At 47.4% G+C, this 15,231-nt stretch carries 11 protein-coding genes and 1 pseudogene; 7 read left to right on the top strand and 5 right to left on the bottom strand.

Annotated elements, in window-relative coordinates; all coding sequences use genetic code 11:
* Positions 1-4: 4 nt before the first annotated feature.
* Positions 5-859 (bottom strand): hypothetical protein, encoded by an 855-nt coding sequence (locus tag BLR57_RS19000; RefSeq protein ID WP_139173356.1) that lies wholly within the window; start codon positions 857-859, stop codon positions 5-7.
* A 195-nt stretch (positions 860-1,054) separates the two neighbouring features.
* On the opposite strand from BLR57_RS19000, the gene BLR57_RS13920 reads away from it, so the two are divergent.
* The 5 genes from BLR57_RS13920 (at position 1,055) to BLR57_RS13940 (ending at position 7,819) form a co-directional block, all read left to right on the top strand.
* On the top strand, positions 1,055-2,242 hold the full coding sequence (locus BLR57_RS13920) for a glycosyltransferase family 61 protein (RefSeq protein WP_089698552.1): 1,188 nt from the start codon (positions 1,055-1,057) through the stop codon (positions 2,240-2,242).
* Positions 2,243-2,773: 531 nt separating this feature from the next.
* Positions 2,774-4,159 (top strand): sulfatase, encoded by a 1,386-nt coding sequence (locus tag BLR57_RS13925; RefSeq protein WP_139173357.1) that lies wholly within the window; start codon positions 2,774-2,776, stop codon positions 4,157-4,159.
* A gap of 11 nt (positions 4,160-4,170) precedes the next feature.
* Positions 4,171-5,277 carry a glycosyltransferase family 4 protein gene (locus BLR57_RS13930; RefSeq protein ID WP_089698557.1) on the top strand — a complete coding sequence of 369 codons (1,107 nt, stop codon included), beginning with the start codon at positions 4,171-4,173 and terminating at the stop codon, positions 5,275-5,277.
* A gap of 81 nt (positions 5,278-5,358) precedes the next feature.
* A complete protein-coding gene (locus BLR57_RS13935) occupies positions 5,359-6,423 on the top strand; it encodes a glycosyltransferase family 4 protein (protein ID WP_089698559.1) in 1,065 nt (354 codons plus the stop codon).
* A gap of 574 nt (positions 6,424-6,997) precedes the next feature.
* The gene (locus BLR57_RS13940) at positions 6,998-7,819 is read left to right on the top strand and encodes an IS5 family transposase (protein ID WP_089698561.1); all 822 of its coding nucleotides are present in this window, start codon (positions 6,998-7,000) and stop codon (positions 7,817-7,819) included.
* Positions 7,820-7,984: 165 nt separating this feature from the next.
* Here BLR57_RS13940 and BLR57_RS13945 read toward each other — a convergent pair whose 3' ends face one another.
* From BLR57_RS13945 to BLR57_RS13955, 3 genes and pseudogenes are all read right to left on the bottom strand, one after another.
* On the bottom strand, positions 7,985-9,538 hold the full coding sequence (locus tag BLR57_RS13945) for a hypothetical protein (RefSeq protein WP_139173358.1): 1,554 nt from the start codon (positions 9,536-9,538) through the stop codon (positions 7,985-7,987).
* Between the two features lie 454 nt (positions 9,539-9,992).
* A pseudogene (locus tag BLR57_RS19975) lies at positions 9,993-10,768 on the bottom strand (IS200/IS605 family transposon protein TnpB); the annotation flags it as partial.
* A gap of 931 nt (positions 10,769-11,699) precedes the next feature.
* Entirely contained in the window at positions 11,700-11,927 is a 228-nt protein-coding gene (locus BLR57_RS13955) for a helix-turn-helix domain-containing protein (protein ID WP_089699061.1), read from the bottom strand.
* 298 nt (positions 11,928-12,225) lie between these two features.
* Between BLR57_RS13955 and BLR57_RS13960 the strand changes: the two genes are divergently transcribed.
* Positions 12,226-12,861, top strand: a complete 636-nt coding sequence (locus BLR57_RS13960) for a hypothetical protein (RefSeq protein WP_089698566.1) — start codon at positions 12,226-12,228, stop codon at positions 12,859-12,861.
* 243 nt (positions 12,862-13,104) lie between these two features.
* Here BLR57_RS13960 and BLR57_RS13965 read toward each other — a convergent pair whose 3' ends face one another.
* Positions 13,105-13,476: a rhodanese-like domain-containing protein gene (locus tag BLR57_RS13965; RefSeq protein ID WP_089698568.1), complete on the bottom strand. Its 372-nt coding sequence runs from the start codon at positions 13,474-13,476 to the stop codon at positions 13,105-13,107.
* A gap of 333 nt (positions 13,477-13,809) precedes the next feature.
* Here BLR57_RS13965 and BLR57_RS13970 point away from each other — a divergent pair, with 333 nt between their 5' ends.
* The gene (locus BLR57_RS13970) at positions 13,810-15,150 is read left to right on the top strand and encodes an FAD-dependent oxidoreductase (protein ID WP_170830648.1); all 1,341 of its coding nucleotides are present in this window, start codon (positions 13,810-13,812) and stop codon (positions 15,148-15,150) included.
* Positions 15,151-15,231: the final 81 nt, after the last annotated feature.

A 15,231-nucleotide genomic window follows, 5' to 3' on the forward strand; every position in this document is an offset into this window, starting at 1 on the left:
AATTCTATGCTCGATATCCGAGATTTTCTAACCGTTCTTTTATCACATCATCTTCAATATTTTTGTCATATCCTTGAGGAGACTCGGATTTAATTGCCCTTCTATCACCATCTATTTCAAGCCATGGTACATTAACTAGTTCACTAACGAATGTCTCTTGAGGATGCCCAAAGTCCCGAAATGGAATCGGGAAGGAACGTTCGCCAATTAGTTGCCCGTGATCTGAAGTGACAACGGTTTTTCCGCCAATCATATCAGTCAACTTTTCAACACTTTCTAATACAACTTCCAAATTCTCATGATAAGCATCAAACAGAACGTCCACAGGCGTATCTATCTTCCCGGCTCGAACCTTTGGCCAGAAATCAATTCCACCACCATCAGTATATGAATCTCCTTTTTTACCAATAAATGGACAGTGTGGCTGTAGATAGTGGATGATAAGCCGTTTGTTCGGATATTTTTCGTTTGCCTTCACTGCAAACTCATTCACCGTAGATGGAAGCACCGTTCTTTTTGATGAATCCCACCCATCTTCTTTCCAAACATGAATGACATCATGGAAGTCTGGGCTAAAAAGTTCAGATTTCCACTCTAATTGAGGGTTTGCTGAGACATACACAGTGTCATGCAACTCACGGTTGCTAATGTTAGAATCTAAAAAACCAACAGTACTGCTAGCCCGAGATTTTTTAGCCTGCAGATCTCCTTCAATGGAATTGAGTTCTTTAAAAGAATCAAAGCGGCAAGCATCAAGTATTAATAAATTGTCCCAATCTTGTGAGATGAAATCTTCACCTTCAGAATTGTACCCCTCATTCGTATAGCGATAATATAGCTTATTGAGTTGTTGGGGCACAAGTTTAGGGTCCTCGAATATTCTATGGATACGTCTTTTATTTATTCCGAGCATGATCTCGAGTAGGTGAAATACGTGTCTTCTTTGTCGGTTAAAACTGTTGTGCAATCCTCATTAGCATGTGGACCCATTAGCAATTGGCAAGATTATTGCAATCCAATTAATACAAGGAACTGCCATATGCAATTGTAGCTAATGAGCATCATCAGTGAAACGATTTTTGAGATCAAGAAGAACGGAATCATCTCTGGGATTAAGTGGGGGTCAAGGCTTTTAGCGACGTCACTTATTCAGCCCACTGCGGACATTCTAGATTCATATTTTCCATTTATATTCATCCGGGGAGAGAAGCTAAAGGAGGCTTTTGAGGAGAATGGTACAATATATACATATGGTGACCCATATTATTTGAACATTGATGGAAATGAGGAAGAGACTAAAACAGCACCAGACTATATTACTTCAAAATCAGGAAGGCGGAAGGTGGACCAGCCTTTTGTCGGGATATTGCATGAGGTACACATCGTAGGAGACTATCCAATCCCAATCAAAGGCCGTTCAATAATTCAAGAGGCAGTTGTTTCAACATCTCACCTTGTACTTCATCTTGGGTATTCTCTCTCGCGATTACTAACGGGTCAATACAGTGGCCGTAAGGAAGTCGACACAGGCGTATTATTATTCAATAAATGGAATTCAGGATACTACCATTGGACAACAGAGACACTAACACGATTAATCAGCATAAAAAAATATATTGAACACACCAACACTAATTTGAAATTAATTGTTGGTCCAAACCTCACTCGCTTTCAGGAAGATACACTATCGCTATTGGGATTTGCTAACGATCAAATCATTAGGTACAATGTCTCGTCGATGAAAGTCAACCGGTTAATAGTGCCATCAAACAGACGTGGCTTTGACCCAGGTGATCCAGCTCCAGTTGATTACCGGTATCTGAGGCACCAAATGCGAGAAATAGTGGATGTAGAATCTGAAGGACATAGTTCGAGAGTATACATATCGAGACAGGATGCGCCAACCCGCCAAGTCACTAATGAAAAAGAAGTAATCACAATGCTCAAATCCTATGGGTTTGAGTTAGTTACACTTTCTGAGAACAATGTACAGGAAAACATTCGGATTTTTTCAAAAGCTGATGTTGTTGTCGCACCTCACGGGGCGGGGTTGACAGATATAATATACTCAAATTCGCTTTCGGTCATTGAATTGCTTAAAGAGGACGACTGTTCGGCAGCATATTATACACTCTCCAAGTCACTAAGTCACGATTATTACTCGCTCCTATGTGATTCGGATGGAAAGAATCTCAGTGTTGACGTTGCCAAGCTGGAAAAGTTGGTGAATGAGGTGATATAGGGGCATCGGAGCGTAATAAGTATCGAGGATGTGAGATATAGATAGAAGTATCAAACCTATTCTTGAAGAGCCTCTCCCTACGTTCTGTGGAAGAACCAAGGTCTTTCCGCCTTCAAACGAATTTATAAATCATCTATAAAGAAAGTGCAAGACTCAACAACTCGAACGAGTTGCTAACCAGTATGTCCATCAAGATATACTCATACTACTTCTTTAACATATGCACATCTGACTTCCACTCGCGGCCCTACTACAATGACGAAGGCGACACAGACGGCCTCTATCATTCGTAGAGGGGAACCTAGAACGACTACATCACACGTTCAGGTAGGTACCAGTAGCAATGACCAACGGTTTCAATCAACGCCAGCCACAAATGTTGTTTTATCTACACATTTCCCTGAAAACACCATCTCATCAGGCTAGGCTGCTGGAGCCAGGTCCAGTGCGCTAGGGACGCTGGCAAGTCACCGAAAAATCAGTAAATCGATAAAAACATTAGTTCCGAATTGAAAAGACAATGAAGTGACTATGAATGATGGAGACGCAGCCCATCCAGATATCCTATGGGTAACACTTGAGAGTGTCAGATACGATCATACCTCTATTTCGGATTACGAACGAGATACCACACCGAATATTTCGTTGCTTGCTAATGAAAAGGGGTCAAGTGCATCGAATGCTTATAGCCATGGAATTTGGACACGAGCTTCATCTGCGTCAATCCTTACTGGTTATCCACCTGCAGTCCATCAAACGTGGTCTGGCGAGAGTAGCTTACCGAAAAACATGGAGACGATTCCTGAACAACTTCAATCAAGGGGATATTCGACTACTGCCATTTCAGCAAATCCTCAGTTTGGTCCAGATGTTGGACTGGATAGAGGGTTTGATGACTTCCACCTACTGAGAAAAGAGACTCTGATCAACGAAGTTGGAGTCCTTTCCACAGTGAAATACATCTTGAATTTGTGGAGACATTCAGCAGGTTACACAACAAAGACGAATCGGCATTCGTTAGGGTATCTCACAAATGAAGCAGCTGTTCAAAACCTAAAGAGAAAATCAAACCAGTCCCCTCACTTCCTCTACGTTCATCACTTTGACACACATCATCCGTACATTCCTCCTAAGCTGTGGAGGTCTAGTTTTGAATCCCCACTAGGAGTGAAGAAGTCAGTTGAGCTCGCGGAGAAAATGTCGTCGAATTTGCACAAGAGTATTGGCGACGGTGTTCAATTTTCTGGAGAAGAACTACAGGCAATAACCACGATGTATGATTCGTTAATTAGGTATGTGGACACATTAGTTGGAAGACTCACAAAAACGGCAAGAAAGTATCTTGACAATCCGATTATTGTGATAACCTCAGATCATGGAGAATTTTTTGGAGAAAATGACTTGTTAGCGCATATGTTATCAACTCACTCCGCAGTCTGTGAAGTGCCAATGATTGTTTCAGGACTTCCGGAATTGCCCAAAGATTCTCCTATCCAGCCTGCAGATATTTGGAAAGTGATTAGCGAAGAGAACAACTTGGGCCTGTCTGTCCCAGCAGGGCACCATTACAAGAGCGACCCTCGCAAGTATGCAGTCGTCCAGAGAGGAAAAGAAAGGTCTCAGAAGAAGGTAGATTTGATTTCCAAGCAGAGCCCAACGTTCGACTTAAATAAATTTCCTACAGGTAACGAGACAAGCATAATTGGGAACAACTATCGCCTTGAACGGATTAGCGAACATACAAATTTATTCAAATTGGATACTGAGCAGGCGAGCGTGAAAAAAGAGCAGGTAGACATTATGAATGCCTGGTTAGACGAATGGGAACACAAGTGGAGTGAAACGAATTATTCACCCGAGAGATCGGATTTCAGTCCAAGTGTTCAAGACCAGTTGAGTGATCTTGGATATCTGTGAATTGTTCGAAAATGAAAATTGGAATATACCACAGAAGGGTATCATGGAATACGAGTGGAGGGGTTTCAGTATACCTTCAAGAGATTGCCGCCCAACTTGCAAAAGAACATTCTGTGACCGTCTTCAGTTCAGCAGATGAACAAGTTGCACCAAAACTTGCAGATTCAGACGTCAACGTCATCACCTATGATAGATCAGTGATGGCGAAACGACTGGAACAACTGACTCAGTCCAAACTTGCCCCTGAAAAGATTGACAGCTTATCATTATTTCTATCAGGTGTGCTCCGTGGAATGCGATCTGACATCAGGAGCCAGTGCGACGTACTTCTCACAGGTTTCCCAGTTGACGATATCTTAGTTTCAAATCTGGTGAATATACCCTGCATTTTCCAATATCATTCATTAGATGTGATAAACAAAGGTACAAAGATTCATGATTTTGTATCCTCGTCTGAATTGACCATTGCCAATTCTCAATCGATCGCTGACCGACTCCAAACCGAAGTGAGAATTCGGACTAATGGTGTCGTTGAACCAGGAGTTGATTATGAATTCTTCTCAGAGGGTAAGCAATCAGTGCTTCCAGACCAAGGGGTGTCAATTGTCTTTGTTGGTAGATTAATCAAAAATAAAGGGGTACAAGATATCATCAAGGCAATATCAAATGAACCACAATTCCAACTGCACATTATCGGGGAAGGAGAATATGAAAAAAATTTAATGCGAATATGTTCCAAAAAGTCCGTTTCAAGAAGAGTTACATTTCACGGTCGAAAGCCTCGGTCAAAAGTTAGAGACTACTTATGCTCTGCAGACATAGTCTGTCACCCCTCTTACGACGAAACATGGTGCATGACAAATTTTGAGGCAATGGCTGCAGGGTCACCACTGATAACGACAAACTTGGACACCATTTGCCAGTATGCAGACCATGAAGAAAATTGTCTACTAGTTGAGCCTGGAAACCCCAACCAGATTCAAGAGTCACTCCAGAGAATTAACGAGAACCCTGAATTTGCAAAAGACTTAATTGATGGAGGAAGGAAGACGTCAAAGAAATATTCGTGGGAATCCCAAGCTAATGATATCTGCAAACATATTCGGAATTGCCTGTAGCACGTGACTGACCTAATCAAGCGATAGGTCAAAACGCGACTCATTATTATTTTGTACTTTGAATCTGCAACAACCGAATAGATGACTGAAATGACTATTCTAGTGATTGGTGCCATTGACAGAGATACTGGGGGAATCGCTCAGTACACTAATGAGCAGATAAGGCACTTACAGCGCGACAATGAAATAATCGGCCTCGATGTCTCAGCTCCTGAAGTCAGGCGAGTTCTATTGGTCCCGTATGCCAGTCTGAAGCTTTTCAAAGACGTGATCAAACTTGTTCGTCAAGATCCACCAGACATTGTACATATGCATGTAGCACAAGGAATACCCTTCTACCGGGAAACGCTCTTTGGGCTAATCGCCACATATTTCTGGGATATCGAGACTGTCCTCCACATTCATGGATCTTCATTTGATAAATTTCTAGAATCAGATGGAATTCTATCTAATGCGTATCAATCAGTAGTATTTGAAAGAGTGGACAAAATAGTCTGTCTGTCATCATATTGGGAAGAAGTACTTTCAAATCATACTGACCAAGACAAATTAGAGATATTGCCAAATGCAGTCAACGTGTGTGATTATGCACCAGAAGAGAATGAATCTGGTAAGCTGAGAATATCCTATATTTCGGACTTAGTGAAGCGAAAAGGTGTTCGAGAATTTTCTAACGCTGTAGAGCAATTCGGCGATGATGATAGCATCCAGATTGACGTTGCAGGGAAGGGCCCACTATCATCAATTATCCAAGATTTATCTGACCAGCATCAAAACGTCAGATATCATGGATATGTTTCAGAAGACACCAAACAGGATATATTAAATAGGTCTGACATTTTTATATTACCTTCGTACGCTGAAGGACTTCCAATCGTTATTCTCGAGGCTATGGCTGGTGGCAATGCAATTGTGTCTACAAATGTCGGGAGTATTCCGGAATTAATCGGAAGTGAGAATGGAATACTCATCTCACCAAGGAATGAAGAGATGATTAGAGATTCGGTTAAAAGGTTGGGGAATGAAAGAAAAAAACTTCATGAAATTAAGAGAAGGAATCGAGAGTTGATAGAAAAATCATTTTCATGGGAAGCACATAAGAGAGATCTCACACAAATATACAACTCTGCTCTACAAAAGGAGTAAATAAAGAAGACGGCGGTTCTAATGCAAGAGAAGGAATCCGTCTCCATCCGCTCACCAACGGCGTCGAAAAATGACGCTCCCGATTGACAATACCACCACACACATAGTACTATGTTGATTTTAGAGAGCAGTTTTGACCGCGTGTTTAAGTGCTTCTCGACCGGATTTTCTGAAGAGTTCGCTGTGTAACTGAGAGGCACGAAGATACTGTGTCAACCTGTCCTTCAAGAAGCCTCAATACAGTGAGTGCCACTCTAGCACTGGGATGCTCGATTCCACAGACATTAGCATTAACGTCTCCTACAGTGTATTCTGATCGTTTGGATGACCTATTTGCGGTAGAATTTGTCGTCGTCTTCGAGTGAGTTCAGGCTCGAAGTCGTCGGTGTAAATAGGCCAGAGACTCGTCCTCGTACTCTGTCAGCACGAGTCGCACACCGAATTGTAAGTGAATTTCGCCGGCATGGTGTACCGGTGTCGCATTCCACGATTAAGAATGGTGGGCTCTGTAGTTTCGCTAGACAGAGACGTCACGACTGCGTTATTGCCGTAGAAAGCGAAGAGACAGAATGGTTTGATATCGGAATTCCGTCTCCTCACCCGTGTTACGGTCGCTAAGGCTAAATCAGTTGTCGATAACTCAGACGAACCCGCCGACCCCCAAGGGGGTGGCGGGTTCGCCGAATGGGCGATGCTCACGCTTCATGCACTCCGCATCGAGCTGGGCAAATCCTACCGCGTTGCGGTAGATTTGCTCAGCGAAATGCCCGGCGTTCTTGAAGAGATCGGGCTCACCAGACTTCCACACTACACGGTGCTTCGCACGTGGTTTGCGCGGATTCCAACGAAGACGTGGCGTGCGTTTCTCGGTGCGTCCGCCGAGAAACGCACTGGCCACGCTGCTATCGATTCGACCGGCTTCGACCGTGACCAGCCCAGCCGTCACTACGCCAACCGCACGCACTACCGTGTCCGGGCGCTGAAAGTCACTGCACTCGTGGATGTCGAAACGCTGTACATCACGGACATCCACTCCACAACGAGCAAGAAACACGATGCGAAGATCGGCCCGCAGGTCGCCCGCGTTCCGGCGGGCGACCTGCGGAGCCTCGCTGCCGACCGAGGATACGACGCAAAAGCCTTCCGCGACGAACTCCGCGAAAACGGCATCAGACCGCTGATCAAGCACAGGATCATGAATCCACTCGATCACGCCCACAACGCCCGCATGGATCGTGATCGGTACAACCGTCGCTCAATGTCAGAAACCGTCTTCTCAAGCATCAAGCGCACGCTCGGCGCTGCCGTGCGTGCGCGTAGCTGGTGGCTTGAGTTCCGTGAAATGCTTCTCAAAGCGACCGTCTACAACCTCCGTAGGAGCGTCCGATATCCGTGAAATCAACCGCCGTGTACCGAAACTACAGAGCCGAATGGTGAGAGATAGTTTGTCTCTATCGTACGAACATCGTCCGCTTGTGGAGAAGCATAGCGACCATGCCGCCTATTGCTATTGAAACTGTGAATTCGCTTCTTGAAGTTATTCTCTAGAGATGGAACAAAGTCATATGGATGTGGATTTCAGGCCAGCGTTATTATAAATCTCCGCTCTCCCACTGGAGTAAATCTTGTTAATCTGAGTGTTTGATCGTATCTCTTCTCGACTCTCTAGCCATGTCTTTAGATGAACCCAATTCATGAGTGCAACTTTATCACGTTCGTAGTCTATAATGTATAGGATATCATCGTCAACATGACTCTGCTCTCCAAGGAGGTGTTTTACATGTTTGAGTTCAAGAGATTTTATCTCACCATCCCACGATGACCTCGTTATGTCTCTTTTCACATGGCGGAATAATTCAATTCGGAACCAAGTCTTCACATCTGTTCTAATCTTTGTCTCGTCACTTTCGTACTTGTGGAGAAACAGTTCCAAATTCTCGGGAGTGTCGCTTGATATATTTCTATCCACCACTTGCCCTGTTGAGATGCGCGCCCCTGCCAACGCTGCATTTGCGGTCAAGAGCAAGACAATCCCAACAACAGCAATCTGTTTGTAAGATACTGATAGAATTCCATCAAGATCGGACCTGTACATCCAGAGCAAAGCAACAGTGGCTGGAAGCGCGATAGCGTCAATTGCAATACTTCCGATAGCAAGCCTCATTACAAGCCAAATTGCCGCAGAACAAAACATACTAGCAGGAAGCAAAGCCGACTTGGGGATCTTCCGTTGTATAATCGTACGGTTGAAGAAAATGCAACCGAAAACTGTTGAAATTGTCCCAAATATGACATACTTGACTACCGCGAGTTGAGTGATGATGCGAGGACGAGTCAGATATAAGCGCGACAGTTCAGATGTACCGCTACTGCCGAAGTATGCCAGCAGGAATTTATCTAGACTGGTTACCTCCATTATCCTCTCTGATGCGAACAGTGGGACTGCTTTGTTATAGAAAAAGCCGTTCACACCCAGCTCCACAACCACCATTATGATAAAAACTAGGCAAATACTACCCACTTGTGAAGAAATTCGACGGCCATAAAACATGGACATGAAAACCATCGAACCAAGCAGGAGTAGCAAGATCGCCTCGATATCATATGATAATGACATGGTAGACGACAGCAAAAGAAGCATGATTATTTTAATTTGCCATTTGAAATCACGCCGCCTCAGCGTTAGTAGGATGATTGTTAATAACAAGAGATACAGAACGTTCGCAAGACCGTGAGAATACAGGAAGTGCTTGCCAGTGCCTGTATTTCCGCTTACTAGTCTAACCGCGGTAAATGAAGCAGCGATAATACGACTGCCAGAAAGTTCTCTCGCAAGCATATAAAATATAGGCGCGATTGCAAAAATGATAAATGGTGTCTTCATAATATATAGCGCAGATATATCTAGGGTTTCCAAAATCATTGCTCCGTAGAGATGGAACCCTGGCGTGGCAGATTTCTCCCAGTGTAAGGTATTGAGGTCGGTGATCGTGTCCATCTGCGCCGCATGTGATGGAGGAAACGCCGCTGTTGATCCACTGAAGACAAAGAGAGCAGATGTAAACCCGAGTAAAACGATAACTGCAGCGATTTTTATCTCCTGTTTACGTGTCAAATTCGGAGATTTTACCATCGAGCACTGTTTAAACAGATAGTGGTATAGTATTTTCCATCGGCAAAAACAGGATGTGTCGCAATCACGCGATTCCAAAGGGTATCGTGTCCATGATGGTAAATTGGCCGTGATTTCACCCGACAGTTGCACAGGGTCAATTTAGGCCTTCAAATCACCGGCCATGGGTGTTAAATTTTGTTTGACTTGTCTATCTCGATGAATTCGCCGACGAGATTGAACGCAAACTTGATTGGCGTCTTCGTACAGTCTCATAGAGGCAGAAACTGAGTTGATAAGTGGTTTTTAATCGGAGTAGAGCGCGCAAATGAGCTTTGCTCCCGATGTTGCCGCGTTTGGTGTGTTATAGAACCCTCAACGTTTGGAATCCGTTTGCCAGTCTTGCGGGTGAAGGTGTCACCGCCGATGACACACCTCCACCACTCCATGCGGTTTAGTTGTGTGCCTTCGCGTTCACACGACCCGGCCAGTCGTACTGAGTACGTTCTTTAGTTCACCGACGTACATCATTGAAATGGCTCTTTCGTACAGACGTTTAATCAAATTTTGGGCAAGTGTGTCTTGCACATGATTGCGTCGTCTGTGCAGGCGACAAGGTTGTTAGCACTAATGTATAGAGCCACCGTTTCGTCACCTGATGGGACGCTAATTGAGTGGCGTCAATCGTAACTGATTGGAAGGTCACTAATTGCTCCAAGTCATCATTGTACTGTAGTTCCAGACGGCCTTATTTGCCGTGATTTTTCCAATTGGGTTCGCCACTACTTCCAGTCGGAGTCCTTCACAGTGAGCAAGCCCGTATTCGTTTATCAGGTCTTGCCCAACAAGTATTTCCAATCGTGAGTGTTCTCCCCACTCAACTGAGTACGACGTGTTGCGAATGTATGTCCGAAGTTTGCGCCCCTCCTCTTGATTACCCCAGAAACCAGGTGGATTGATCAGTTTACTTTTCTTTGAGAGTGAGAAAAATGAGCTCCATGCTTCGTACGTTCTTCTCTCAATTTGTTGGGCTGTGGACACACCCAGAATTCCACTATAACGGTCGCGGTACTCACTGACGTCCCACACGTCTCCGCCTGGGTCGAGATACTGCTGGCGCCGCTCATAGTTGACCTCGTTCCATAGCGCAGCAGAAGCATCCAATAATCGGAGTAGCAACTCCCCGTCCGAATCAGACTTGGGAACGACCTCAAACGAGCTGGTCCGCTTCATAGGTGAGAGATTAGGTGGGTTGGGCGTACCATCTCAACAACAACTGGTGCGACAAGTGTCAACCAGGTCCGCTGAGTAAGCGCGTCTTGAGCAACACCAAGACGACCTTCAACAAGTACCTCAATCCCCGAGGTGGTAGGAAGAGAATCAAACGAGGCGGATGCACAACCAACGCAGTAACGTTCCAAGATATTCCAGCAGTCATCCTTCTTTCTAAGTCGAATCGTGAGTGGACTACGCTCAGTGAGAGTGATTCCACACTGGTTGCAGACAGTTGACGTTCCCTCGTTGATTCGGAATCCAGCAACCGCTTGTTCCAGTGCGAGACTCATACATGAGCCTCCATGTAACATTCGAAGCAAGGGAGTGTGCCCAGCCTGTCGCAATCGTCACAATTAGTCTGCTTTGCGTTCGCTGCCGACCTCGATGAGGTAGGCTTACCAATAGTGCGTTCGTTCGTAAACATGGTCTTTTGGTTCCAATTAGAAAGACCAGCTCAGGTGTTCCAGCACCTGGGCACTTCTACGCCCTGAGCAACTGGTCTTTCTTGAATAAGAGGAGAGCATACGTCCACCTATACTTTACGATGTAAATTGACGTCGTAACTAGACGCGAGACGCAGGTTCTATTGCAACATGAGAGTGTAGGTCAAAACCAATGACCCTCTCTGCTTCAGACTTGAATGAACTTGATCGGCAAATTCTGGACTATGCCCAAGAAGGACGAGTGGCACCCCGTCTACTACGCGAGTTATTCCGTCATGAAGGATTGAAGGACAGTGAAATTCCATCGAGGCAGTATCTATACCAGCGCCTCAAACGACTTGAAGAGCATAACCATCTAGAGAACCTGTTCGGAACGGGAATTTATGAATTCGTGAGTGACCCACGTGAGCAATAAACCAGATTAAATCAGGTTTCATGTTCGGAGACTACAACTCTGACGCATCGACGCTCCCAGATAGATATCCAAGTCCCTCGTCCGTAATTTCGTATTTTCCTCTCTCAACACGTCTCACAAGTCCTCTCTCGACGAACTCCGACAATCGTCTGTTCACGTGGGAGCGATTGAATCCAGCGTTGAACGCTATGACGGTGGGCGTTAACACCAGTTCAGAATCGCCCAACAGCTCCAGGATCTGGTCGTCGGTCGGTTTCATCCACTCCCCCCGTTTGCGCATACGAGAGCAAGTCAGAAGGACCTGTTAACAGACCCGATATGTAGAACTGCAAGCACAAAATAGAACTATTTGAGCACTTCTTAGTGACTACCTTGAAGTACCCACCATGAGTTTCTCAAAGTAACGACTCACCGAATCACTTGGTCCTCTCAGAAAGGACCCGTGCTAGAACACGGATCCGGTGCGGTCAAAGGAACCTCAACCGCATGCAACCGAACACGCCACCAACTCAAAAAGGTCTCGTCGCACAATTATCCCTCACCACGGAGGAAACTGAATGAGCGACGATGCCTCAGACGACGTCGCGACCCGCCTAAATGAACTTGAGAACCGAGTCGACGAACTTGAACAGAAGACCGAACAACTCGAAGAGACAGTCGAAGCGCAAGCGGACATAATCGCCTCCCAACGCGAGCAACTCGCGGAGTACCGCGACATCGTAGACGACATCGAGTCCACCCTCCACACCTCGAAAGACCACCGCAAGCACCTCCAACAGCGCGTCCACGCACTCGAAGACGACCCCGAAACCGACGCCACAGACACTGCCTCCCCACTGCAGCAACTCATCAGACTCCCCTCGAAAGCCGCATCAAAACTCACAGCCAACCAAGAACGCGCACGCTTCATCGCACAGGACATCCGCGAGTACGCGAAGAAAGTTCCGGCTGGATTCGCGATCGACTCAACCACGGTCCGCAAGCTCCTGCAGGCCAAAGAAGGCCAGACGCCACACACTCAGACAGTCACGCGCGTCATGGACTTCCTCGATAGACTCGGCAAAGAGGACGTTCGCATCGTCAAACGCCGTGGGACCAAACGCGTCGTCTTCTCCGAACACGCCGTCGGCGAACTCGCCGCGACGTCCACAACGTCACAAGCAATCACGGATGTTGTGATGGGGTGGAAGTAGAGACGCCGTGATACCAGGTCGGTAGTCCACACAACGGACACACCCACCCAAACCACCACGCGCTTGCTTGCACTAGTGTGAGCAGCAGCACTCGACAACACCCTTCTGGCTGTAGGAGTAGTAGACGACGAAGCAACGAGTTTGAGCAGAATGTCTATTCGGAGCGTATCACAACAGGTGTGATGAGCGTGAGAACAAACAGGGCTCTCAAACACATCCGTACGAGCGATTGCCCGGCACGAACTACCGCAACCGCCAAACAAGCGACCGGATCTTGTACCCCAGCGAATTGTTCTGATACCCCCTCCAGCCGCTCATTCCGCCGAGGAGTGTCGATGCGTCATAGCCCTCTTCTCTGAGTATACTCGTCGCTCGCTTGGCGACCATTCCCATCTTACAAACGACCACCACGTCTCTATCAGACGGAATTTCCCCGAACCTGGCGCGCAACGCCGACGCATCACCTCCACGAAGTTCATCGTACACAGGAATATTGTGACTCCGATCGAGAGCACCTGACTCGTATGCCGATGTCGGACGAATGTCGAGGAGAAACGGCTCGTCTCCCGACGACCCGAGACGGTCGTCGAGTTCGTCCGGACGAATACTGCTCATGGGTGTGGGATTGTGTCACCCACACAAAGCGGTGCTGTTCGCGCCCGTCGCATGGGCTCTTCTGGCCATCGACACAGCCACGACGGCGCGATGACCGCCGAGCTCACAAACACATCACCCAGAGGCGGGCGACTGCGTCGACGCGTCGTCACCACTGAGTCGGCCTTCCATGTGAGAGCGTGTTCCTGTATTCACCAGGTGACGTGCTCAGACTGGTCTGAGAACAACCATACCGAGGATGTCGACAGACGACTCTGCCCCCCATCACAATCGCGCCGGTCACAGACATCTCAACAGAGTAGCTTTTTGTGTCATATACACAGAGTTATCTGAGTGACGCTGGCGAATCTCAATCAGTACAATCCAGGCCAAACACAGCCTGTTGGATGTCGAGCCATCGTCGTCGGTGGCAGCATGGCGGGGCTCTGTGCAGCACGAGTTCTTCGAGATTCATTCGATGAAGTTGTCGTCCTCGATCGCGACGAGTTTCCGAGGAAGCCACAGAGGCGCGATGGGGCACCACAAACCAGCCAGCCACATGCGATGCTCGAAGCTGGTCGAGCCACTCTCGAAGACTTCTTTCCAGGATTCACTGAGGCCGTGCAGTCCGCTGGGGGCCTGCTGCTTGAGGTCGGTGAGGACATCGTGTGGTACGACAAAGGAGCCCCTGTCGCGGAACCTGCCGCTGACCTCCCGGCACTCTACGCCAGCAGACCGCTTTTCGAACACGTTGTACGCGAGCAGATTCGAGAGTTCAACGAGATTCAGTTGCGAGGAGACTGTCACTTCCGTGAGTACGAGTACGATAGCGACGACGAACAGGTGACTGGAGTGTGCTATCGGGACGAAGCGGGAACCGAGAGAACACTCGATGCAGCACTCATCGTCGACGCAACCGGTCGGAACAGTCGGACTCCGAAATGGCTCGAGGCACACGGCTACCCAGTGCCCGATGTCGACGAAGTTGAAGTAGACGTCACCTACAGCACTGTGCGCATCGACCGGCCCTCGGACATTCACCGGGGTGTCCTCATCGCACCTGAAGTCCATCGCCCACGGGGGGCAGCCATGCTTCCCGTTGAGGGCGACCGTTGGGAAGTACTGCTCCAAGGAATGCATGGAGAACGAGCACCGGACGATCGCGAGACATTTATGCAGTGGGCCGAGCAGCTACCACTCGACGAAATCGGCCAGCGACTTCGCCAGCACGAGTGGGTCTCGGACATCCAACAGTATCCATTCCCTGGAAGTATCCGTCGGCACTACGAAGCCATCGAACGGTTTCCCGAGGGGCTCGTCGTCACCGGCGACGCCCTTGCGAGTTTTAACCCCGTCTATGGCCAAGGAATGTCTGTTGCTGCACTGGATGCACTCGTGCTGCATCATGAACTCGTCAATGGACTCGATGGACTTGGTCCACGGTTCTTCGAACGCACGAACAAGACAATCGATGAAGCGTGGACGGTCGCCGTCGGAAACGACTTCAGCTTCGACGAAACAACAGGGCCCAAACCGTTCGGAACTGACCTGCTTAACCGATACGTCAACAGACTCATCCGTCGTGCACACGACGATAGCGAGTTATCTGCAGCGTTCTTCCGCGTCCTTCGTCTAGAGAAATCTACCACCAGTTTGGCTCACCCAAGTGTTGTCTGGCGAGTCTTTCGCCCATAGTGTGTACGAAAGAAGAGATATGACGATTTACCAGACCATCATTCGTCGTGCGCGCTCTGGTGGCCTAGCGTCGGCCGCTGG

The sequence above is a fragment of the Halogranum gelatinilyticum genome (assembly GCF_900103715.1).
In the GTDB taxonomy this organism is placed as follows: Archaea; Halobacteriota; Halobacteria; order Halobacteriales; family Haloferacaceae; genus Halogranum; species Halogranum gelatinilyticum.

Excerpts from the sequence above, each read along its gene's own strand:
- BLR57_RS13920 (WP_089698552.1), top strand. The coding sequence starts at position 1,055 with ATGAGCATCATCAGTGAAACGATTTTTGAGATCAAGAAGAACGGAATC.
- BLR57_RS13925 (WP_139173357.1), top strand. The coding sequence starts at position 2,774 with ATGAATGATGGAGACGCAGCCCATCCAGATATCCTATGGGTAACACTT.
- BLR57_RS13930 (WP_089698557.1), top strand. The coding sequence starts at position 4,171 with ATGAAAATTGGAATATACCACAGAAGGGTATCATGGAATACGAGTGGA.
- BLR57_RS13935 (WP_089698559.1), top strand. The coding sequence starts at position 5,359 with ATGACTGAAATGACTATTCTAGTGATTGGTGCCATTGACAGAGATACT.
- BLR57_RS13955 (WP_089699061.1), bottom strand. The coding sequence starts at position 11,927 with ATGAAACCGACCGACGACCAGATCCTGGAGCTGTTGGGCGATTCTGAA.
- BLR57_RS13960 (WP_089698566.1), top strand. The coding sequence starts at position 12,226 with ATGAGCGACGATGCCTCAGACGACGTCGCGACCCGCCTAAATGAACTT.
- BLR57_RS13965 (WP_089698568.1), bottom strand. The coding sequence starts at position 13,476 with ATGAGCAGTATTCGTCCGGACGAACTCGACGACCGTCTCGGGTCGTCG.